Genomic DNA, 23,315 nt, shown 5'->3' with positions numbered 1-23,315 from the left:
GGCATATTGTCGTGCCAAGCTGTTATAATGCGACTTATATTCACAACAATCATCACACAATATGCAACAGCTTACTGATCAAGAATTGTTTCGTTATGATAGACAAATCACATTACACGGTTTTGACATTGATAAACAACAAATATTAAAAAACAGTTCCGCCCTGATCATTGGTTTAGGAGGACTTGGTTGCAGTGCATCGCTCTATTTAACGGCTTCGGGTTTAGGCAAATTAACGTTAGTAGATTTTGACACGATATCAAAATCTAACTTAAATCGACAAATTTTATATACTGAAAATGCCATTAACCAATACAAAGTCGACGTTGCAAAACAAGCCTTAATCAATATCAATGCCAACCTAGTGATTGACACAATAAATAAACAACTTGACGACAACGCCCTGATATCGCTTATAAAACAACATGACATAATCATCGACTGTACCGATAACTTAGCAACACGAGAACAAATTAACCATTGCTGTTTTCAAGTAAAAAAACCGCTAGTTTCTGGAGCGGCTATTCGAATGGAAGGGTTACTAAGCGTATTTACTTACCAACCTAATGAGCCTTGTTATCATTGTCTAAGCCACTTATTTGGCAAAGATCAGCTTACTTGCGTTGAAACAGGCGTCATGGCGCCACTGGTTGGCATGTTTGGCTCAATGCAAGCCTTAGAAGCCATAAAAGTGCTCACTCAATATGGAAAGCCACTAACAGGGCGTCTATTAATGATTGACACAATGACAATGGAATTTAACCAAATCAAAATAACCAAACAACCTAACTGCCGTGTTTGTAGCAATGGTAATACCAATCAGGTTTCTCAATGAAAATTAATCGAATTATTTTAGCGCCCATGGAAGGCGTACTTGATTATCAAGTAAGGCAACTATTAACCGAAATTAACTCATTTGATTATTGTGTGACTGAATTTGTTAGAGTGACACATCACAAATTATCTAATCGAACTTTTTACCGCCTATGCCCTGAACTTTACCATAATGGGAAAACCCAATCAGGCACACCTGTTCGTGTCCAAATTTTAGGACAATCACCCGAATGGATGGCAGAAAACGCCATTAAAGCCATTGAATTAGGCTCTTACGGTATCGACATCAATTTTGGTTGCCCAGCCAAAACGGTGGTCGGCAATCACGGTGGTGCTTATTTATTACAGTATCCCGAACAGATATTTAATATTGTCAGCCAAGTCAGGCAAGCAATCGGAAAATCACACCAATTATCAGTCAAAATTCGCTTAGGCTGGAATAACAAAGCGCATTGTCACGACATTGCAAGCGCAATTGAACATGCAGGCGCCAATGAAATCGTGATTCACGGCAGAACCAAAGAAGACGGCTACAAAGCCGAAAAAATAGACTGGCAAACAATTGGCCAAATCAAACAGCAATTAAACATTCCCGTTATAGCCAATGGCGAAATTTTTACTATTGAAGATGCAAAAAATTGCATAAACCAAAGCCAAACTAACGACATTATGCTAGGGCGAGGCATTTTAACCATTCCCAATTTGGCCAACATGATTCGAACTAAACAACCCGTATTAAATTGGCAACAAGTAATGGCGATATTAATCCGCTATGCAGCTTCATCGATTGATGATGTTAAACCTTTGTATCACTCCGCACGCATCAAGCAGTGGTTGGCTTACTTAAAACAGCACTATGCCGAGGCGTCGGAACTTCTACAAAATATAAGAACACTCAAATCACAACAAGACATTAGGGATTTTTTAACTAAGCATACCTAAAATAACCCACTTTAGGTAACAGCAAAATAGCAATTGATGTTCATTAATTATAACAATATAGGGGGAATGAGATTCTAGAAAAGATATTCAGGAAAGATATTGATTTTATTAAAGTTTTTATTTTCTAGCTTATTAAAAAAACTTCAATAAAATCAATACCTTTCCTGACCGATTTTTGAGATTTAGTGTTCAATTTGTTGCTTAATGGTTTTGTAAAAATGATACAAAACCATTAAATCATTGATTTTATGTTATCCCTCTTTTTTAAAAGAAAAGAGGGTAAATTTTGTTACGGTGTGTTTTTATTATTTTTGTTTTAAAAAATAATAGTTAGTCACTTTATTAAGAATCAAACCAATTAGCATAATAAGTAATATCAACAAGAGCAAGCTACGACCTACACGAATCAGGGTAGTGGCGTTAATATAAAACCTTATTGGCATATGGTATATAGAGGCAAAATAAAAAATCACACAAATAAAAATCATTATGGCAGATACAAAAATGCTTTTAATGAGCCGTTCTGATTGAATTTTATTAAAGGGCTTTTTAAAACAGTTTTTAGACAAAAACAGCCCAAGCAGTATTGCGCCAATATACAAAAACTCTTGAAAGCAACTAGAGGTAATATCAAAAGCATCAGCAATTAACCAATATCCTTTAATCAAGATAAAACAAATAAACGTTGAAAATAAAATAAAGTGAATATTTGGGCTATTAATTGCTGTAATTGCAAATGGCTGTTTGCTTTTTATAAAGTATCTTTTGAAGAAATTGGTTAAATAGTAAATTAATAAGCTGTATAGCAAAGGACAAAAAATTGCTGTTGAGATAACGATTATTATTACTGGAAAAATAGGTGTCTCGTAGAAATAAATAATGATGCTTTGTTGAATAAATGCAGCAATTGTCGAAAAAACAATCATCATAAAAATAAAGATTATTGTATTGATTTTATTAACAATATGAATATTGGCATAATGAAGAGTAATCGACAACACCCCAAAAATCCATAATGCGTTTACTAATCTATCTTGAAAGAAATAAAATGAAATATTAGAGAAGAATAACAAAAATGAGTCAAAAGAAAATTCGTAATGGTAATACACAGATATGAAACACAGTGGAAAAAAACAACTCAATAAAAAATAAACTGCACTACCTATAATAGGTAGTGTAAAGAAAGAAACGTTATTCATCCTATTTCCTTATTAGTTTTATAATTAATGATTTTTATTTTAATTGATCTTTATTCGTTTTTATTAATCAATTCGTTTAATAAAGTGTTTTATCTTAAATCCCATGGCAATCAATGCCGCAAAATAGATAACAATCCCAACCACGACCAATAAAAATAATCGTCCAATACGAGCCAACATTGAGCCTGTTGACCAGTCGGGTAATAATTGCGAACCAAACCATAATGCCGCAGACATTAAAATTACCGCTATGATGATTTTGATTAAAAATCCATACCAACCGGGTTGCGGTTGATAAAGTTGCTTTTTACGCAACTGCCAATACAATAACCCAGCATTAAAGCAGGCGGCTAAGCCAATGGATAATGATAGACCTGCGTGTTGTAGTGGAGCAATAAAAGCAAGGTTCATTAGCTGTGTTAAAATTAGCGTAATAATGGCAATTTTGACAGGCGTTTTTATGTCCTGACGTGAATAAAAGGCTGGCGCTAAAACTTTAATCAATATCAATCCAAGTAGTCCTATAGAGTAAGCAACTAATGCTCGCTGTGTCATTAAGGTGTCATTTAAGGTAAATTGTCCATATTCAAATAGTGTTGATATCAATGGTCGCGAAATAACCCCCAATGCAATCGTGCTTGGTAAGGCCAATAAAAAGCAGAGGCGTAATCCCCAATCTAATAATTCTGAATATTGCTTATGATCGCCTTTTGAAAAGCTTTTGGCTAACGATGGCAATAAAATAGTACCCAATGCCACACCCAGCACCCCCGCAGGGAATTCCATTAATCGGTCGGCATAATACATCCAAGAAACCGATCCTGAAACAAGAAACGAGGCAAAAATTGTATTAATAATTAAAGATATTTGCCCAACCGATACCCCTAAAATTGCAGGCCCCATCTGTTTTAATACCCGCCAGACACCGCTATCTTTTAAACTTATACGAGGCAGTACTAACATGCCAATCTTTTTTAAATAAGGTAGTTGATAGAGTAATTGTAAAATGCCACCAACACCAACCGATACCGCCAGTGCTAATACTGGTGGGTTAAAGTAAGGCGTAAAAAAAAGTGTGAATATAATCATGCTGATATTCAGCAAAGTTGGCACAAATGCCGGTACAGAAAACCGATTCCAAGTATTTAATATTGCACCAACCAATGAGGCTAGCGATATAAAAAAGATGTAAGGAAAGGTTATGCGCAACATGGTGGTTGCTAATTCAAACTTTTCAGTTGATTCTTGCATAAACCCCGGTGCGGTGAGCATGATAACAAAAGGAGCGGTGACAACACCAATTAAGGTGACAATCGCTAATACTAAGGTTAATAAACCTGCAATATAGGCAACAAATGTGCGAGTTGCTTCGATACCTTGTTGATTTTTATATTCGGCTAAAATTGGCACAAATGCTTGCGAAAACGCCCCCTCGGCAAAAATACGCCGTAGTAAGTTAGGAAGTTTAAAAGCAACAAAAAATGCATCCGTTGCCATGCCCGCACCAAAAAAGCGCGCAATAATGGCATCACGCACAAAACCTAATACGCGCGAAACCATCGTCATTGAACTTACAGTCGCTAAAGATTTTAAAAGATTCATATCTGATTTATATACTATGTATACAACCTAAAACGGATAATGATGCATAGTCTACAAACTATTACTTTAAATCACCATGCTTTTTTAATAAACTTGTTTTTTAAAACATGCGCAATCGCTGAATGTTACCAGCCAATTTATGGCAATTTTTATAAAATTAATATGTTATTAATATCTATTTTAATAGTTGCTCAATAATATATAAAGTAAGTAAGCAGTATATTGATTAGCAATTATATTAGCGTTATTAACTTTAGTTTAAAATTATGTGAACAATCACAATATAAAAAAGTTTTAGATAAATATACGGTTAACTATAAAATAGAGTTAATGATGTTATTTACCTACACAATAAAGATGTGTTAAATTAACAATCCGAATAATATTTAATCTTATTTTTTATGAACCAAAAAACAAATTCATCACCAATAAAAACAGGTGGTTTTTTAAATACTATTGAACGAATTGGAAACAAAATCCCTGATGTCACAACATTGTTTTTCTATGCCTTAGTCATTTGTTTTGTTGCCTCTTTATTACTTTCTTTTGTAAACTTTGATTACATTAATCCAGTCACACAAAACAAACTCGTTGTCGTCAATATGTTGGCGCCTGAAAATTTAGTCACCTTTTTTACTAAGATGGTACCTAATTTTGTTACCTTCCCGCCACTTGGCATTACAATCGTTGCAACATTAGGTATTGGTATTGCTGAAAGTAGTGGTTATATTCATGTGCTACTTAAGAAGTTATTGGCTGTTACACCTAAAAAATTAGTCACACCGTCAGTTATTTTTGTTAGTATGGTTTGTCATATTGCGGCTGATTCGGCTTATGTGATTTTAATGCCTGTATCTGCGATGATGTTTTACGCTATTGGTCGTCATCCGCTTGCAGGGATTGCTGCGTCATTTGCGGGGCTAGCGGGTGGATTTAGTTCAAGTTATACACCGTCAATTATCGATCCAATTATGCAAGGCTTTACTCAAAGTGCTGCCCAAATTATCGATCCTTCTTATCAAGTTAATGTGCTTTGTAACTACTTTTTGAGTTTTGGTGGTACTTTTTTTGTTTTACTTGCTTGCTGGTTTGTTACCGATAAAATTGTCGAGCCCCGTTTAAAGGCGACCATGCCTTTAAATAATGATCTAGAATCAGACAATATTACCAATTCACCTGAAATTACACCTATTGAAAACCGTGCTTTTAAAATTGCTTCAATTGTTTTTTTAGCTATTGCGATTGGTTTAGTTTTATTATTATTACCAGAAAACTCTTTATTACGTGCTCCTGATGGAAGTATGACGAGTAATAAAGCACCTATTATGCAAATCATTGTGCCACTATTATTTGTGTTTTTTGCAATTCCAGGCTTAATTCATGGCTTTATTACTGGTACGTTTAAATCGTCCCGCGATATTGTAAAAGCAATGGAAAATATCACCAAATCGCTTATTCCATTTATTGTTTTTGCTTTCTTTTGTGCACAATTTCTTTATGTTTTTTCTCACTCACAAATTGGGACATTAATTGCTATTGGTGGGGCTGAGTTTTTAAAAGCACTGCACTTGCCTTCGGTCGTGACAATCTTTGGGGTAATAATTTTAACAAGTATGTTAAATGTGTTAATTACCTCTGCATCGTCTAAGTGGGCTATTTTAGCACCAATTTTTGTACCCATGCTGATGTCGGTTGGTATCTCACCTGAATTAACCCAAGCAGCTTATCGTATCAGCTCGGCGGTTAATGTCAGTACGCCTATGTTTGCTTTTTATCCGTTGATTATTGCTTATTGCCAACAATACTGCAAAAATACCGGAGTAGGGACATTAAGTTCGATGATGATACCTTATACCGCAGCACTACTCATTGCATTAACAATAAACTTGCTACTCTTTTGGTTCCTTGGTCTACCAATTGGTTTTGACAGCGGTTATGTCTATCCACCAGCAAGTAATTAGTACCATAAGGAGTCAAAATACGATGAATATTAAAGAACAATTAGTTGAGCGTTTTTTGCGTTATGTCAGTATACCAAGCCAAAGTACTTTTGGCTGTGCTCATGTGCCTTCTACGCCCGGACAAACTGAATTAGCTAAGCAACTTCAACAAGAATTGATCGCTCTTAATCTACAAGATGTTCACCTTGATGAGCATAGCATTGTTACAGCAAAATTACCGGGCAATAATCCTAATGCGCCAAAAATTGGTTATGTTGCTCATCTTGATACTGTCGATGTTGCTTTATCAGATAAGATCAATCCTCAACGTGTTACATTTACTGGGCAAGATATTCTTTTAAATAAAGAAAAGAATATTTGGTTTAAAGTTGATGAACATCCTGAGCTGAATAAATATCTAAATGATGAATTGATTGTAACAGACGGTACTAGTGTACTTGGTGCAGATAATAAAGCGGCCATTGCTGTCGTGATGACCATGTTGGATCAGTTACAACAACAAAATTGTTCTCATGGTGATATCTATGTGGCTTTTGTTCCAGATGAAGAAGTCGGCTTAAATGGCGCTAAAAAACTTGATTTAAACCGTTTTAAACCTGATTTTGCTTATACTATTGATTGTTGTGAGCTGGGCGAGGTTGTGTATGAGACGTTTAATGCAGGCTCTGTCACTATTGATATTGCGGGTGTTTCTGCTCATCCAATGTCTGCTAAAAATGTGTTAATCAATCCTATTCGTGTTGCTAACGATATTATCAACTGTTTTGATAGCTTTGAAACACCAGAACATACTGAAGGTAAAGAGGGTTATTTTTGGTTTAATGATATTGTGGGTAATCAAAGCACAACAACATTAAAAATGAGTATTCGTGATTTTGATTTAGCTAAATATGAATCACGTAAAGCTTATATTCAACAAGTCGTCGATCTTATTAGTCTTAAATATCCAAGAGCTAAAATTGAATGTAAAATTAGCGATACTTATAGCAATATTGCTAATTATTTAGGTGACGATCGTCGCTGTATTGATTTAATTTATCAATCATTTGAGCTTCTTGATATTCAACCAAAAACAATCGCTATGCGTGGTGGAACAGATGGTTCTGCACTTTCAGCAAGAGGGCTTACAACACCAAATTACTTTACTGGTGCTCACAACTTCCATTCTTGCTTTGAGTTTTTACCATTATCTTCATTCCTGAAATCATTTGAAGTTACGATGAAAATTATTGAGCTTTCGGCTAAAGGCCAATAATCTTTTTGAAAGTAAGAGGGAGAAAACTCCCTCTTTTTATTTTGGGCTATAATTTATAACTTGCCGTCAACAAAAAGGCTCTTGGTGTGCCTGGCATGCTATTTGAACGCCAATATTCTTTTCCTAATAAATTAGTGAATGATAGCGTTATATCATAAGATTTTGTTTGATAACCAACCGCACTATTCCAAACAGCATATCCCGAACGTTTATGTCGATTTTTATCATCATTATACATTGAGCCTTTATAATTGATTTCTAGTTCTGTAAACCAATTTGCATAAGGCAAGTAACGGACACTAAAATAACCACTATTTTTGGCTGTATTAGGTAAATATTTTCCTTTATTAGCGGGTAATTTTTTATCTTTATGAACTTTAGCTTGTTGATAGCCAATGCCGCTATTAATATACCATTTTGGCATCAACTCACCAATAACACTTAATTCAATACCTTGACTACGATCACTTCCTCTAACCTGCCAATTATAAGGATCGTTAACTGAATCAGGTTGGTAGCGAACATTGTATAATTCAAGATCATAAACAGCAATTTGCGAAGAAAACTTATCATTTAACCAATCACTTTTGATACCAACCTCATATTGTCGTGAATATTGAGGTTTATTGTCATAGACTGTTTTTGAATCTGTAGAAAGTGTAATAAGTCCTCGTCCACCATAAGGAGAAAAATTTTTACTGTAAGAAGCATAGATGCTTTGTGACTCTAGAGGTTGCCAGATTAAACCTATTCTAGGGCTTAATGAGTGACCATCGTAAGATCGATGTTGATGTTTTAATTTATCATTTGATGCAAATTTATAATTATCGTAACGTAACCCTGTTAACATTTTCCATTGTTTTGTAAAACTGATTAAATCTTGCCAATAAATTCCTTGGGATGTCGCTTTATGGTTGGTTTTAGTATTTAATTTATTATAATGTGGCTTTTTAGTGTGCCAACGGGGGTGAAATGGATCAACCAATTCGGGATAAGCACTAGTCAAAGCTAATCTTGGTTGACGTTTTTCTATGTTATATTCAATACCGACTAACATATCATGAGCAATATTTGCTGTATTAAATTTACCCATTAAGTCAATTGTATTACTATAAGTCATATTGGCGGTTTCTTGCCAAGCACGTCGGAATTGCAATTTTCCTTGATAATTGCATACTTTACCATTGCTAAGTTTACCATTTGAATCACAATAGCTACCAGCATAAATATGATCAAAGTTTTGAGTAGCTTTACGATACAAATTGGTTAGTTTAATTGACCAGTCATAATTAAATTCAAATCCCATGACCGAACGTAATGATTTAAACTTATCTTTTACATAGTCATCTGGATGAGCATATGCCGTTTTTAATGATACACCTTTAGGTAGCTCATAATAAGCAGGTGCTCTATCTGGTCTACGCCACAAATTATCATGAGTATATTGTACTAACCAATTAAATCCATCCAAATTATCATAAAGTATACTTGGTGAAATCATTGTATCTCTTTGTTTAATTCCTTTGCGAAAACTACGATCCGATTGGTGATCAATCGTCATACGCATCGCAAGTTTATCATGTAAAATATGATTGATATCAAGCATACCACCATATTTATCCCACGAACCACTTCGTAAACTTAAAGTTGTTGGTGCATCAAAATTGGCTTGTTTACTAATCATATTAATGATTCCTCCGCCAGAACCTCGCCCATAAAGCACCGATGCAGGACCTTTTAATATTTCAATGCGTTCGATATTTGCTGTGCTTTGCCTAACCTGACCACTTGCACGAACACCATCACGATAGATATCTCCAGAACTAGCAGAAAAACCACGAATTTTTATACCTTCATCACGCATATCATAGGTCGCATCGACTCCAGGTATTTTGTTGACTATTACATTAAGATCATTCTTTCCGTATATTTTTTCTTGTTCTAGATTAACAGAATTAATTGTTTGCGGAATATCTTTAATATCAAAAGATATTTTAGTTGCGGTTGATGATTTTTTTATTCGTTGATCATTATTGTCCTTAATTGTTGCAACAACCTTCATAGTTTCAATATCAGTATCATCTTTTTCTTCTTTTGCGAGAGTAACAAAAGGAACTGTACTTAATAAGCTCAATATGGTTAATTGATTAACTAATTTCATTGTTTATCCTATTGTCTTATGGGGTGTGTTATTTAATTTTATGTCACTCATATGATAATGGTTATCATTTTCATTATCAACTTATTTTATATTTTTTAACCAATTTTACTTAATGCTTTTGATACTCTATTGATAGTTTGTATTATTTATGAAAAGTCGATGCAATTAATAAAAGATGAATAAATTATGAAAAGTGAATTGAGTATAACATTTTGGTTGTTAGTGGATCGAGGATTGAGTATTTTAAAATTTAGTTGCCAACACGGCATGTTGTTTTAATTTTTCCATACAAATTTGTCGGGCACTAGCGTTTTTATCGTGTTTCTTTGCGTAATTATAGCAATATGATTTGCTTGTGGATTATAACTAAAGAATGTAACTAGATAGTGTAACTAAATGGTGGGTCGTGAGCGATTCGAACGCTCGACCAACGGATTAAAAGTCCGCTGCTCTACCGACTGAGCTAACGACCCATTTTGAAAAAAATTACTTTGGCATTAATTAAGAATCTTTCAAGTAATTTCGGGTTGCTATAATACTTATAATCATAATGCTACGCAACCCTTTTATTGCTATTTTTATTCAACCGCTTTTTATTTATACATTTTATTTTAGTGATGCTAACTTTTTATTTGCAAGCGCAACAGCATTTTTATCCTTTGGATATTTATTTACCACTTGTTGAAAAACAGCTTTAGCATTTTTAGTATCACCTTTATCAAGTAAAATTAATCCTACTTTATAAAGACTGTTTGCTGCTTTTGGAGAAGACGGAAAATCTTTTACCACAGTTGCATAATAATATGAAGCATCATCTTTTTTGCTTTGTTTATACGAAAGTTGACCAAGCCAATAATTAACGTTGGCTCGGTAACTAGACTTTGGGTAAGCTTTTAAATATTTTTGAAATGCAGCAGTAGCTTCATTATTTTGTTTATCATCATTAACAAACTGTATAATAAAATTATAATCAGCTTTGTCATCACCTGAAGTTATCCACCCTGATAAATCTGACGAAGAAGATATTGCTGAAATCGAGTCAGAAGATGGCAATGGAGTACTATCTTGTGAGTCAGAATTAGAATTTAATGAAAATCCAGAACCATTGGACATTTGTTGTAAAATCATTTTTTGGCGTTCAATTATTTGATTAAGTTGATATTTTGTTTCTTCCAACTGACCGCGTAATGTATCTACATCTGCCTGTAAATCACTAATTTCTTGTTGATTTTGAATCAATAATTGCCCTTGAGATTGAATAGTTCGCTCTACATCAGAACTCCCTGTAGCACAACCATAACCTGTGAATAAAAGAAATAAGAACAATATGAGTATTTTTTTATGCATATTATTAAACTCGGCGTGAACTTAGAAAATAAAAACGGCTGAATAATCAGCCGTTACAAGATGCTATTAATATCCAGCATAAGTTACTACAGCACGACGATTTTTAGCATAAGCAGCTTCGTCATGACCTAATACCGCTGGTTTTTCTTTACCATAAGAAACAATTTCCATTTGGCTTGCAGAAGCACCATTACCTTGTAAGTATGATTTTACTGCAGCGGCACGGCGTTCACCTAATGCGATGTTATATTCTGGAGTACCGCGTTCATCAGCATGACCTTCGATAACAACTTTTATATTATTTGCACGAATAAATACAGCGTGTGCATTTAATAATGTTGTGTATTCAGATTTAACATTATATTTATCAAAATCAAAATATACAGTATTGATTTGCTCTAATTTTTGAAGTTGCTCTAAAGCTTCTTTTGACAAAGTACCGTTTAAATTACCACCTGCGTTATTACTGCTATTAGATGAACATGCAGTGACAACAATTAATGGTAAAGTTATTGCAGTTACTTTAAGAAATTTAGAAAATTGCATTGTATTAACTCCTTTATTTTAATAAATTATTACTTATATCTAACCAAATTCCAAGTAATAACAGTCACTAATCTGAAAGATTAGGAATATATATTATAACGACCTGAAACTTTACACAATTTTAATAATTGCAATATTGTGTGTTTTTTAATCCACTCTTATAAATATGGCGACCATGCTGGGAATTTTACTTGCCCATCGGTTGCAGGTAAATTTGCTTTGAAATTACCATCTGTAGAAACCAGATTTAAAATTGTTCCTAATCCTTGTGATGAACTATAGATAATCATTGTACCATTTGGTGCAATACTCGGCGTTTCATCTAAAAAAGTGTCAGTTAAGCGTTGATATGTTTTTGTGTCCATATCGTATCGAGTAATATGCTGCTCACCATTATTAGTTGATATCATAGCAATAAAAGAGCCGTCAGGTGATACGCGAGCATTCTGATTTTGTGTATTATCCCAAGTCAACCTTTCAGACGAACCATTATTGATGTTGATGCTATATAGTTGAGGACGACCTGCTTGGTCAGAAGTATAAACAATAGTTTCATTATCTGGCATCCAAGATGGTTCTGTATCATTGCTACGACCAGAAGTAATTTGAGTGATTTTTTTATTACTTAAGTTCATCACATATAAATTTAAGCTACCGCTTTTAGATAACGCAAATGCTAATTTGCTACCATCAGGGGAAAATGCGGGTGCACCATTGTGTTGAGGGAAAGAAGCAATTGTTTGAACAGTACCACTCTCCAATGTTTTTAAAACTAATGAAGAATGCCCACCCTCAAAAGTTACATAAGCTATTTTTTTACCATCTGGTGACCATGTAGGCGACATTAAAGGTTCTTTAGAACGATGAACAGTTATTTGATCATATCCATCATAATCAGATACTCTTAATTCGTGAGAAAAAGGCCCTTTAGTTGTTTTAACAACATAAGCAATTCGAGTTCTAAATGCTCCTTTGATACCTGTTAGGGATTCAAAAATCTCATCACTAGCAGTATGAGCAGCATAACGAACCCAACGTTTTTCAATAGAAAATTGGTCTTGAGCCAAAACAGTACCTGGACGGTTAACTGTATCTACTAATTGATAATTTATAAGGTATTTTCCTGATGCATCTGGTTGAATCGTTCCCACTACAACCGCCGAAACACCAAGACTATTCCATTCTGCAGAAGTAACTTCTGAAGCTTTTGTTGGTTTTTGGGGCATCCGATTAACGTCAATAGGATTAAACTTACCGCTGTTGCGCAAGTCAGAAGCTATAATATCTTCAATGATTTGTGGAGGTTCTCCATTTCCAACCCATTTAAACGGGACAACAGCTATGGGTTTAGCTGAACTTATACCATCGGTGATAATAATTCTGACTTCCGAATTAGCTATCGTAGCAAAAAACAAAAAAAAGCAAGTTGTCAAAAAGCGAGAAGCAAATTTGATCATCTTAAATTCCTTAATAAAAACAATATACATTGAGTTAAATTAAATAAAAACCAACAAAAAGAATATAAACCTAATTAATAATTATCGCTAATCAACCCTAAATATCAAATTTCAGCGGCAAGATAGCCGATATCTGGCAACAAGTCTATAGTATTTAAAATAAAAAATTTCTATAAGATATAAGATTAGTTGTTTTATTATACTACATAATTATTTTTTGTATTTGAATATACTAATCCTATTTAAATAAGGTTTAAAGAGTTTTAAAAGATATTTTTATACAAAAAAAGAAATGATTTATTTAAAATTAAAATGAATATGTCTATTTTTGGCAATATTCACAATAGAAAGTGTTACGCTGTCCAATCTTTTGTGATTTTATTTCTGTACCGCAAATAAAGCATTGTTCACCAGCCCGACCATAAACTTGTAGTTTCTGTGCAAAATATCCTGGTTTGCCATCTGATTGAAGAAAATCCTTGAGTGTTGTTCCCCCTTGCTCAATTGATTTGGTCAACACTTGTTTAATAGAGGCAATAAGCTTTCCAAATTCCTTTAATTTCAGAGAGTTGACTTTTCGATTTGGATTGATTTTTGCCATAAATAGCGATTCAGAAGCATAAATATTGCCAACCCCAACCACAATGTGGTTATCCATAATCCAACTTTTAACAGGAATTCGTCTATTTCGGGCTTTTTCAAATAAATAATCGGCAGAAAATTCATTACTTAAAGGTTCTGGGCCCAAATGTTGTAACTGAGGTATTTCGTCGAGTGAATTTGCCCAAAGCCAAGAACCAAAACGCCTAGGATCGGTATAACGTAGAATGACGCCATTTTCTAAAACTAAATCAATATGATCATGTTTTTCTGCTTTTTGTGGAGCCTGTAAAATACGTAAACTACCAGACATTCCAAGATGAATCACTATCCAATTGTTGGGTAACTGTAATAATAAATATTTTGCACGACGTTTGATATCTAAAATAACTTGCCCGTTCACATTACTTATAGCACTATCAACAGGCCAACGTAATTTAGGCTGTCGAACAATAATTTTGTCGATAATCTGTCCCTTTAAATACGGCAAAATACCTCGGCGACTTGTTTCAACTTCTGGTAATTCAGGCATATTGTTTCACCTAGTTATTTAATAGGTCAGTAACCCAAGTTGGCGCTTGCTGAGCAGGCATTAATTGATTATTGCCAGCACATAGACTTTGAGGGTTAATTGTCCATACAGGTAAAGAGCGAACACCACTCCCATCACATTGCCACTGCCCATCACTACCAATAGGCGCCATAAATATATTTTGAGGTAATGGTAATATCAATTTTTTGGGCGGGTTATTTTGTAGATATTCACTATAAATTTTTAAGGCTCCAGTTGCTCCTGTTAATTTCATAGGAGAATGATCATCTAAACCAACCCAAATAACAGCAACATTTTTACCGTCAATTCCGGTAAACCAACTATCACGAGAGTCATTACTTGTACCAGTTTTAGCAGCTAAATTAAACGAGCCGTATTTAGCTTTTAATGAACGAGATGTTCCTGAATTAACCACTTGTTGCATAGCATAAGTTGTTAAATAAGCCGATTGTTGAGATACTGCCTGAAGCTGTTGTGGGTAGCTTTGATAAACTAACTCTCCTTTATCTGTCAATACATATCTTAAAATAGAAAGTGGAGAACGTTGACCATTATTAGCTATCGTTTGGAACATCTGCGCAGTTTCTAGCGGTGTTAATTCTAAAGCACCAAGTAATCTTGATGGTAAGTTCGGTATACGATCTGAAGGTATTCCTAACGATTGTAAAGTATTCTTTGTTGCATCAAGCCCCAATTCCATACCTAAATTAACAGTAGGGACATTAAGTGAAAGCGCTAAAGCATCCACTAACATAACACGATCGCGGAATTTACGATCATAATTTTTAGGTTCCCAGTATTTCCCACCATCAAGCTTAATAGATAACGGGTTATCATTAAGCCATGTATTAAGTTGGTAATGATCCGGCTGTCCAAGAGCGGTTAAATAAGTTGATGGCTTAGCTAATGAACCAATTGCACGCTGCATTAACCAAGCACGGTTATAACCAGGATAACGAGGTTCAGCACTACCTATAATTGAACGAATTTCCCCTGTTTCTCGACTAACAATAACCATTGCAGCTTGTAGTTCTTTATTAGTTGATTTTCGAAGATTTTCAATTTGATTGGTTACTGCCTGCTCTGCAGAAGATTGAGCAACCGGATCAAAGGTAGTAAAAATTTTCATACCTGACAAGTGATCCGCTTTGCTTCCTAATTGTTTTCTAAGCTCATTACGAACAACTTGCATAAATGCTGGTTGTGGCGAAATCACGCCCCCTTTGGGTAAAACTGATAGTGGGCGCTGACTTAATAAGTTATACAACTCATCATCAATAATACCTTGTTGCTGTGCAAGTTTTAAAACCACATTACGGCGCTCAATAACTTGTTGTGGTTGTGTCCAAGGATTATATAATGAAGCACCTTTAACCATACCTACAAGTACTGCTTGCTGATCTAATGTAAGCTCATTAACTGGACGACCAAAATAGTAAAGACTTGCTAATGGAAAGCCATGAATTTCTTCACTACCTGCTTGTCCAAAATAAACTTCGTTTAAATAAAGTTCTAAAATACGTTCTTTGCTATAGCGAGCATCCAAAATTAGTGCCATATAGGCTTCACGTATTTTACGGCTTAAACTGCGTTCGTTAGTTAAAAAAAGGTTTTTAACTGTTTGTTGAGTTAAGGTACTACCTCCTTCGGTACGACCTGTTGTTAAATTAACAAAAATAGCACGACCAATAGAATATAAACTTACGCCATGATGTTCGTAAAACCGCTTATCTTCTGTTGCTACCAATGTTTGTAACAATGAATGAGGAAATTCTTTTAATGGTACAAATAAACGCTGTTCACCATGTGGCGAGCGCATCATAGTAATTAATTTTGGATCAATTTTAAGCAATCCGAAATCGCGTCCGGTATCTAGATTGGTGATACGATCTATACGATTGTCATAAAACGTAATTTTGACACGAAATGCTTGTTCTTCTCCATCAGGAAAGGTAAAAGGACGACGATAAATTTCCACTGCATCATTACTTACAATAAATTCACCAGGACGAGTAGCTTTAGCTTCTTGTTGGCGATATTGTGCACCAATCAATATTGTAACTACATCGTTTAGGCTATATTCACTATCAGGTTCAAGATCAATAATTTGTCCGTAAATTGCTGCAGGTAATTCCCAAACATCTCCGTCGATTCGCTCTTTGATTTGTTGATCGAGATAAATACCATAAATAATAGCTACAGAGGTTAAGACAAGAAATAACTTAAATAGTAATGCTAAAAATCTTCGCCAAAGTGTAGAATTTTTATTTTTTTTAGTTTTTTTAGTTTTTTTTGAAGATCGTTTTTTTGTTGTTTTAGTTGATGTGTTCAAACTGCACCTAACATTTATTATTCAATAATAATTAGCCTATAATAACACAATTTTTTAGGGATACCTTGCCCTTATTTTGGTAAAAAAGCTCAGGCAATTGCACATTTAATTATAAAAAAGTACATAAATTTAAAATGTTAACTGTGAGCTAATATTTTTAGCTTTTGATAAAAATGCTTTCTTCGACTTACCAGTTAATCCTTCCGAAATAGGTAAGCTTGCCGTTAAAGGATTAACAGGTTTATTATTAATGTGTAATTCAAAGTGCAAATGAGGTCCAGTAGAACGGCCTGTGTTTCCTGATAATCCGATTTTATCACCTTGCTTAACCTGTTGGCCTGGTTTGACTAAGATTTTATCCAAATGCATATAAGTTGTCATATATTGGCGTCCATGCCGGATAGCAATATAGTTACCCGCTGAACCACTATACTTTGCAATTACTACTTCACCATTACCAACCGATAATACAGGTGTACCACGCGATACCGCAAAATCAACACCATTATGTGGGGCTATTTGCCCTGTAACTGGGTGTAAACGGCGAGGGTTAAATCCAGAAGATACACGCGCTTTTTTTGCTAAAGGGTAACGGAAAAAACTTTGGGATAAGCTATTAGCATTGATGTCATAATATTTACCATCATCAGCTAAAATAGCATAATAATCTTTAGTTCCATTCTTAATACGAACACCTAGCAACTGACTATTGGATAAACTTTTACCATGCATTTCTCGTGTTAAAACAACTGAAAACTTATCCCCAATTTGTAATCGACGAAAATCTAAGCGCCACTGCAAAGCACGAGTTATAATAGCTATTTCATTACTTGTTAGCCCGCTTTTTCGAGCATCAGAAACAAAACTATTCTTTATTTCACCTTTTATAACAATATCTTGTGGGACTGCCTCCACTGTCTCCGAGCTTTCTACAAATTTATCTCCCGATTTTTCATAAATCCGAATGTTATTACTTGAGATTGTCCAACTAAATGTTTGCAAATTATGATTATCATCAGTTGTCCAACTAACCTGCTGACCTATTCTTAAATTTGCAAGTTGCTTAAATTTTGTCGTTAACTGATAGATATCATTTCGATTAACATTATAACGAAGTAAGATATCATGCAGGGTATCACCACGCACAATAGTATATTGTACAGAGTTATCTTTATCATCAACAATGTCATCTAATTCGTCTTTAGCGATTTCATCTTCAGGATCATCTGATGATTCAGTAACAACAACTGGCTTTCCATTTACTATCTCAACTTTTTCATCATCTGTAGCAGAGGATTGTGTATTGTTATTGACCGTAGTTTCAGCTTGAGGTGTTAAAGGAACATAAACTGTTCTATCCAAATTGAGTGGACGCCACAAAACAGAAAATAAGATAACAATAAAAAGTCCTCCCGATACTGAAAAATAGGGAAATTTAAAACTACTTTTTTCAATATCAGAGGATTTTATTTTTCTTGCCAAAATTAACCTTAACTATTTATTACTAAAACTAGTTTTTATCTAAACAATCCAACAGTTGCTTTGTTAATTTTAATAAAAATTGTGAATATGCATCTTTGGAAAGAGCAATACCCGCTCCTAATGGATTCAATTCTCCAACTCGTACATCTGTTCCATTCACTAATTTTTCAATAACAGCAGGGCTAAACTGTGGTTCTCTAAATATACATACTGCTTGGTGTTCTTTGAGCTCTTGCTGAATAGCATAAACTTTCTGAACACCTGGTTGAACTGCTGGATTTATAGTAAAACTGCCTAGTTTTTTCAATCCGAACTGAGTCTCAAAATACCCATAGGCATCATGAAACACAAAATACCCTCTATTTTGTACGGTAATTATTTTTTTTGCAATGTTTTGTTCTGTTTCTTCAAGCTTAATGATGAATTCGGCTATATTTTCATCAATCAACGCTCTTTTATTTGGATACAAGGTAATAAGTCTGTCGTGGATCGAATGTGCAATAACCTTAGCAATTTTAGGTGAAAGCCAAATATGCTCATCATATTCACCATGATGATCTTGATCAGGCGCATCATGAGCTTGAAGATCTTCATGCTCATGAGTATCATGACTAGTTCTAAGTAGTCCTTTAATTTCTGGTATCGCCATTAATTCAATTTGTTTTTCTTTATCAATACTTTTCAATATTGTTGGCATAAAATTTTCCATATCCTCACCAACCCAAATCACAAGCTCCGCTGATTTAAGCTTAACCAGATCAGATGGTTTTAAAGAATAAGTATGTGGAGATGCACCATCAGGAAGTAAAACATCTGTATCTGTAACTCCTGAAGCGATTGCTTCTACTATAAATCCTATTGGTTTTACAGACGAAATAACTTTTGCGTTAGCATAATTAGTTATACACTGAATACACACTAACAAACCCAATATTATAAAGAATAAGGAAGTTCGCCTATTATTTCGTAGAATATTTTTTTTCACACCATTATCCTATAATTTATAAATTATGATAGAATACAATCATTTTATTGTTATAATATAACATAACATATTTATAAGCAAGGTTCTCAATAACATGACTCCACTAATTTCACTACATAAAGTTTCGGTGGAAATTAACCATCAAAAAATATTATATGATATTTCCTTAACAATCTATCTTAATCAAATTATTACATTACTAGGACCTAATGGTGCAGGTAAATCAACCCTTGTGAAAGTTATTTTGGGGTTGATTCCATATACATCAGGAACAATAACGCGTACACCTAATTTAACGATTGGTTATGTACCACAATCAATCAATTTAAACTCAACGCTTCCTATTACCGTAGAACGCTTTATGCGCTTAAATAAGCAATTAAATAACGAAGATATTCTCAGCACATTATTAATGGTAAAAGCTGACTATTTGCTCAATAAATCGATGCATCAATTATCAGGTGGTGAATTACAACGTGTATTATTAGCACAAGCCCTGGCAAAGCGGCCTCAATTATTAATTCTTGATGAGCCGACTCAAGGAGTGGATGTTAATGGACAAGAGTTGTTATATGATTTAATCGTTGATGCAAAACAAGAGTTTAATTGTGGTGTTTTAATGGTTTCTCACGATCTTCATTTAGTAATGGCAAAAACGGACGAGGTAATTTGCTTAAACCATCACGTTTGTTGTTCTGGTACACCAGCTCTCGTTTCTAATGCCCCAGAATTTATTTCACTTTTTGGCCAACATGGAACACCACAAATTGCTGTCTATAAACATCATCATAATCACCAACATGATTGTTGTAAAACGTCTATTAAACAATAAAAGGCAAACTATTCTGCCTAGCTATGGAAAAAATAATGATTGAATTATTATTACCGTCTTTATTAACAGGGTTATGTCTATCCTGTATAACAGGGCCTTTAGGTACTTTTGTTGTTTGGCGAAAGATGTCTTATTTTGGCGACACATTATCACACGCAGCTTTGCTGGGAATAACATTTGGTTTTTTATTAAAAATCAATTTATTTTATGCTGTCATTTTTGTGACAATTTTATTAGCTTTAGGGTTACTGTGGTTAGAAACTCAAAAACAACTTCCAATTGATACTTTATTAGGTATCTTAGCCCACAGCGCATTATCACTTGGCTTAGTAGTAATTAGCCTAATGAAAAATATTCGTATTGATTTAATTGGATACTTATTTGGTGATCTTTTATCAGTAACATATTCAGATTTTTATCAAATTACTGTTTGTGTGATATTTATTGGCGCTTTGCTATTTTGGCAATGGAATAATATTTTATTTATTACTGTGAGCGAAGAGTTAGCTTTCACTCATGGTGTCAATTTAAAGCTCATAAAATTACTTTTAACACTACTATTAGCGTTAACAATAGGTTTAGCAATGAAATTTGTTGGATCATTGATTATAACATCTTTGCTCATCATCCCAGCTGCTGCTGCAAAATATTATTCAAAGAATCCAGAAGCAATGGCATTAATCGCAATAATAATAGGTATGTTATCAGTTATTTCTGGACTAATATTTTCATTTATTTATGATACACCAACAGGACCATCAATAGTATTAAGTAATACTTGCATATTTTTTATATCATTATTTATTTCAAAGCTGATTTTAAATAAAAAGATTTGAAATTATTACAAAATCAAATCATTTATTGTGTGGTAGCTCCCATTAATTAGATGATTTAATAGTTTAATAGATATTTTCTAATATCATAATTATACTATTAAACTAGTTAATGATTGAAAATTATGTCTCTTGCAACTATTTATACTCGGGCATCTATTGGAATACAGGCTCCTTTAATAAACGTTGAAGTTCATATTAGTAATGGCTTGCCTGGCTTTGTTTTAGTTGGACTACCTGAAGCAACTGTTAAAGAAGCTAAAGATCGAGTTAGAAGTGCTATTATTAATAGCGGTTTTACTTTTCCAGCTAAAAAAATAACAGTAAACTTATCTCCGGCAGATCTACCAAAAGAAGGAAGCCGTTTCGATTTACCTATAGCTATTGCTATTCTTGCCGCAACGGAACAAATTCCAACAGAAAATTTATTACATTATGAATTTTTAGGTGAATTAGCTCTGTCTGGAAATATCAGGGCAGTAAAAGGGGCTATTCCTGCTGCTATTTCTTCTAAAAAGAATAAACGTACCTTAATTATTTCAGCTGAAAACCAATCTGAAATTTCTTTGATTCACGAAAATAATACATTGGTTACTAGCAACTTATTAGAATTATGCCAATATTTATATAATCAGATTAATTTACCAAGTGTTCAATATCGTGAATATCAAGATGTTGATAATAACTTGGCCTGTCTACAAGATATAATCGGACAAGAACACGCCAAAAGAGCATTAGAAATTGCGGCAGCAGGAGGACACAATTTATTATTAATTGGCCCCCCAGGAACAGGTAAAACAATGTTAGCTACTCGTTTAACATCTTTATTACCACAATTATCAGATGAAGAAGCACTTGAAAGTGCAGCAATAACAAGTCTAGTTAGTCCAAATGGCACAATTAAGAACTGGCGTAAGAGGCCTTTTAGATCGCCACACCATAGCTCATCAGCTGCAGCGCTAGTTGGCGGAGGAACAATCCCTAAACCAGGAGAGATTTCACTAGCTCATAATGGGATATTGTTTTTAGATGAATTGCCTGAGTTCAATAGAAAAGTATTAGACGCTTTAAGAGAACCAATTGAATCAGGTGAAATTATTATTTCGAGAGCCAATGCAAAAATAAAATTTCCAGCAAAGTTCCAACTAATAGCTGCTATGAATCCAAGTCCAACAGGGCATTATCAAGGGACTCATAATAGAACGACTCCACAACAAACTATTCGATATTTAAATCGATTATCAGGACCATTTCTTGATAGGTTTGATATTTCCATTGAAGTTCCATTATTACCCAAAGGAACATTAAGTCAAAAAACAATTACAGCAGAATCAACTGAAACAATAAAACAACGAGTTCTACAAGCAAGAAATATTCAATTTAAAAGAAGTAATAAACTAAATAGTCAATTAAGTGCAAAAGAGATTCAATGTCATTGTAAATTATCAAATGAAGATAGTGAATACCTAGAACAGGCACTGATTAAATTGGGCTTATCCGCTAGAGCATGGCATCGAATATTAAAAGTATCAAGGACAATTGCGGATTTAGATAGCTCAAATAATATAGAACGAAAACATATCTCAGAAGCATTAAGTTATCGTTCTATGGATAGATTACTAATTCAATTACACAAAAATATTGGTTAACGAATTAGTCATCAGTGTCAACAAAATCATCAATTACATCAACTTGTGGTTTTCCGCCTGATAATGTATGAAAACGTTTTGGCTTATTTATTCGGGAAAGGTACTTTAACCATGTTTTTTCAAAATCGGTCGATGCCTGTTTTTTTCCTCTACAAACTGCTAAAAATGATTTTTCTTCAGCTGTAGCTGGTTTTTTTACTTCTGTATCAAGATCTCTAAAAGCACAACCATGTTTTTCTAAAATAAGTGCTTCTTTAATGGTAAAATCCCCATGACGAGAGAACCCTCTTGGATAATTTTTATTATCAAAAAATCGTTGTTGGCTCACAAAACTATCAGTCATGCTTTATCCCCTTTAGTTTTAAAATTAGTTGGCGGGAATTATAATTAACTAAGTCAATCTGTAAACAAAAATTTTTTATTTATATAAATAAAAGTAATCAAGCGAACAAAATTAAATCAAAATAGCTATTTTTTGGCAGGGGCGGAGAGTCTCGAACTCCCAACACCCGGTTTTGGAGACCGGTGCTCTACCAATTGAACTACGCCCCTAAATAAGGTGGCGGAACGGACGGGGCTCGAACCCGCGACCCCCTGCGTGACAGGCAGGTATTCTAACCAACTGAACTACCGCTCCACCGTATTTGGTGTGTTTATCTATATTTAAAAGTCTGGCGGCACCCTACTCTCACATGGGTAATACCCACACTACCATCGGCACTACGGCGTTTCACTTCTGAGTTCG

The 23,315-nt window shown here is 34.2% G+C and carries 17 protein-coding genes and 3 tRNA genes; 7 read left to right on the top strand and 13 right to left on the bottom strand.

Annotation, left to right across the window (positions count from 1 at the left end; translation table 11 throughout):
* Positions 1–61 precede the first annotated feature (61 nt).
* On the top strand, positions 62–835 hold the full coding sequence (locus tag GQ589_RS04105) for a molybdopterin-synthase adenylyltransferase MoeB (protein WP_160424739.1): 774 nt from the start codon (positions 62–64) through the stop codon (positions 833–835).
* Positions 832–1,776 (top strand): tRNA dihydrouridine(16) synthase DusC, encoded by a 945-nt coding sequence (gene dusC / locus GQ589_RS04100; protein ID WP_160424737.1) that lies wholly within the window; start codon positions 832–834, stop codon positions 1,774–1,776. The genes GQ589_RS04105 and dusC overlap by 4 nt, the downstream gene beginning before the upstream one ends.
* A 1,262-nt stretch (positions 1,777–3,038) precedes the next feature.
* Here dusC and murJ read toward each other — a convergent pair.
* Positions 3,039–4,577, bottom strand: a complete 1,539-nt coding sequence (gene murJ, locus GQ589_RS04095) for a murein biosynthesis integral membrane protein MurJ (RefSeq protein ID WP_160401034.1) — start codon at positions 4,575–4,577, stop codon at positions 3,039–3,041.
* A gap of 401 nt (positions 4,578–4,978) precedes the next feature.
* On the opposite strand from murJ, the gene GQ589_RS04090 reads away from it, so the two are divergent.
* Together GQ589_RS04090 and pepT are read left to right on the top strand one after the other, a co-directional pair.
* Entirely contained in the window at positions 4,979–6,538 is a 1,560-nt protein-coding gene (locus GQ589_RS04090) for an AbgT family transporter (protein WP_160424736.1), read from the top strand.
* A gap of 22 nt (positions 6,539–6,560) precedes the next feature.
* Positions 6,561–7,793 carry a peptidase T gene (pepT, locus tag GQ589_RS04085; protein ID WP_160401032.1) on the top strand — a complete coding sequence of 411 codons (1,233 nt, stop codon included), beginning with the start codon at positions 6,561–6,563 and terminating at the stop codon, positions 7,791–7,793.
* Between the two features lie 46 nt (positions 7,794–7,839).
* Here pepT and GQ589_RS04080 read toward each other — a convergent pair whose 3' ends face one another.
* From GQ589_RS04080 to znuA, 9 genes are all read right to left on the bottom strand, one after another.
* A complete protein-coding gene (locus GQ589_RS04080) occupies positions 7,840–9,954 on the bottom strand; it encodes a TonB-dependent siderophore receptor (protein WP_160411885.1) in 2,115 nt (704 codons plus the stop codon).
* 397 nt (positions 9,955–10,351) lie between these two features.
* Positions 10,352–10,427 (bottom strand) — tRNA-Lys (locus GQ589_RS04075).
* 133 nt (positions 10,428–10,560) lie between these two features.
* A complete protein-coding gene (ybgF, locus tag GQ589_RS04070; RefSeq protein WP_160411884.1) occupies positions 10,561–11,301 on the bottom strand; it encodes a tol-pal system protein YbgF in 741 nt (246 codons plus the stop codon).
* Positions 11,302–11,367: 66 nt separating this feature from the next.
* Positions 11,368–11,847: a peptidoglycan-associated lipoprotein Pal gene (gene pal, locus GQ589_RS04065; protein ID WP_160424734.1), complete on the bottom strand. Its 480-nt coding sequence runs from the start codon at positions 11,845–11,847 to the stop codon at positions 11,368–11,370.
* 158 nt (positions 11,848–12,005) lie between these two features.
* Positions 12,006–13,301, bottom strand: a complete 1,296-nt coding sequence (gene tolB / locus GQ589_RS04060) for a Tol-Pal system beta propeller repeat protein TolB (RefSeq protein ID WP_370519416.1) — start codon at positions 13,299–13,301, stop codon at positions 12,006–12,008.
* A gap of 325 nt (positions 13,302–13,626) precedes the next feature.
* A complete protein-coding gene (gene mutM, locus GQ589_RS04055; protein WP_160411881.1) occupies positions 13,627–14,436 on the bottom strand; it encodes a bifunctional DNA-formamidopyrimidine glycosylase/DNA-(apurinic or apyrimidinic site) lyase in 810 nt (269 codons plus the stop codon).
* Between the two features lie 10 nt (positions 14,437–14,446).
* Positions 14,447–16,789: a bifunctional glycosyl transferase/transpeptidase gene (gene mrcB / locus GQ589_RS04050; RefSeq protein ID WP_202115020.1), complete on the bottom strand. Its 2,343-nt coding sequence runs from the start codon at positions 16,787–16,789 to the stop codon at positions 14,447–14,449.
* A 129-nt stretch (positions 16,790–16,918) separates the two neighbouring features.
* Positions 16,919–18,271: a murein DD-endopeptidase MepM gene (gene mepM / locus GQ589_RS04045; protein WP_160411880.1), complete on the bottom strand. Its 1,353-nt coding sequence runs from the start codon at positions 18,269–18,271 to the stop codon at positions 16,919–16,921.
* Between the two features lie 28 nt (positions 18,272–18,299).
* Complete coding sequence (znuA, locus tag GQ589_RS04040; protein WP_202115019.1) at positions 18,300–19,256, bottom strand: zinc ABC transporter substrate-binding protein ZnuA; 957 nt, start codon at positions 19,254–19,256, stop codon at positions 18,300–18,302.
* A gap of 94 nt (positions 19,257–19,350) precedes the next feature.
* On the opposite strand from znuA, the gene znuC reads away from it, so the two are divergent.
* From znuC to GQ589_RS04025, 3 genes are all read left to right on the top strand, one after another.
* Entirely contained in the window at positions 19,351–20,088 is a 738-nt protein-coding gene (gene znuC / locus GQ589_RS04035) for a zinc ABC transporter ATP-binding protein ZnuC (RefSeq protein ID WP_160424729.1), read from the top strand.
* Positions 20,089–20,123: 35 nt separating this feature from the next.
* Positions 20,124–20,924 (top strand): zinc ABC transporter permease subunit ZnuB, encoded by an 801-nt coding sequence (gene znuB, locus GQ589_RS04030; RefSeq protein ID WP_160401025.1) that lies wholly within the window; start codon positions 20,124–20,126, stop codon positions 20,922–20,924.
* Between the two features lie 122 nt (positions 20,925–21,046).
* Positions 21,047–22,570, top strand: coding sequence for a YifB family Mg chelatase-like AAA ATPase (locus GQ589_RS04025; protein ID WP_160424726.1), 1,524 nt, complete (start codon positions 21,047–21,049; stop codon positions 22,568–22,570).
* A gap of 4 nt (positions 22,571–22,574) precedes the next feature.
* On the opposite strand, the gene GQ589_RS04020 is transcribed toward GQ589_RS04025, so the two are convergent.
* From GQ589_RS04020 to GQ589_RS04010, 3 genes are all read right to left on the bottom strand, one after another.
* Positions 22,575–22,913 (bottom strand): DUF413 domain-containing protein, encoded by a 339-nt coding sequence (locus GQ589_RS04020; RefSeq protein ID WP_160401023.1) that lies wholly within the window; start codon positions 22,911–22,913, stop codon positions 22,575–22,577.
* A 133-nt stretch (positions 22,914–23,046) separates the two neighbouring features.
* Positions 23,047–23,122, bottom strand: a tRNA-Trp gene (locus GQ589_RS04015).
* Positions 23,123–23,130: 8 nt separating this feature from the next.
* Positions 23,131–23,207, bottom strand: a tRNA-Asp gene (locus GQ589_RS04010).
* Positions 23,208–23,315: the final 108 nt, after the last annotated feature.

This window comes from Gilliamella sp. Pas-s27 (genome assembly GCF_009795865.1).
Taxonomy (GTDB): domain Bacteria; phylum Pseudomonadota; class Gammaproteobacteria; order Enterobacterales; family Orbaceae; genus Gilliamella.
This window is presented reverse-complemented; position numbering and strand designations above follow the sequence as displayed.

Excerpts from the sequence above, each read along its gene's own strand:
- znuC (WP_160424729.1), top strand. The coding sequence starts at position 19,351 with ATGACTCCACTAATTTCACTACATAAAGTTTCGGTGGAAATTAACCAT.
- pepT (WP_160401032.1), top strand. The coding sequence starts at position 6,561 with ATGAATATTAAAGAACAATTAGTTGAGCGTTTTTTGCGTTATGTCAGT.
- GQ589_RS04090 (WP_160424736.1), top strand. The coding sequence starts at position 4,979 with ATGAACCAAAAAACAAATTCATCACCAATAAAAACAGGTGGTTTTTTA.
- GQ589_RS04080 (WP_160411885.1), bottom strand. The coding sequence starts at position 9,954 with ATGAAATTAGTTAATCAATTAACCATATTGAGCTTATTAAGTACAGTT.
- GQ589_RS04025 (WP_160424726.1), top strand. The coding sequence starts at position 21,047 with ATGTCTCTTGCAACTATTTATACTCGGGCATCTATTGGAATACAGGCT.
- pal (WP_160424734.1), bottom strand. The coding sequence starts at position 11,847 with ATGCAATTTTCTAAATTTCTTAAAGTAACTGCAATAACTTTACCATTA.
- znuB (WP_160401025.1), top strand. The coding sequence starts at position 20,124 with ATGATTGAATTATTATTACCGTCTTTATTAACAGGGTTATGTCTATCC.
- GQ589_RS04020 (WP_160401023.1), bottom strand. The coding sequence starts at position 22,913 with ATGACTGATAGTTTTGTGAGCCAACAACGATTTTTTGATAATAAAAAT.
- GQ589_RS04105 (WP_160424739.1), top strand. The coding sequence starts at position 62 with ATGCAACAGCTTACTGATCAAGAATTGTTTCGTTATGATAGACAAATC.
- mutM (WP_160411881.1), bottom strand. The coding sequence starts at position 14,436 with ATGCCTGAATTACCAGAAGTTGAAACAAGTCGCCGAGGTATTTTGCCG.
- dusC (WP_160424737.1), top strand. The coding sequence starts at position 832 with ATGAAAATTAATCGAATTATTTTAGCGCCCATGGAAGGCGTACTTGAT.
- ybgF (WP_160411884.1), bottom strand. The coding sequence starts at position 11,301 with ATGCATAAAAAAATACTCATATTGTTCTTATTTCTTTTATTCACAGGT.
- murJ (WP_160401034.1), bottom strand. The coding sequence starts at position 4,577 with ATGAATCTTTTAAAATCTTTAGCGACTGTAAGTTCAATGACGATGGTT.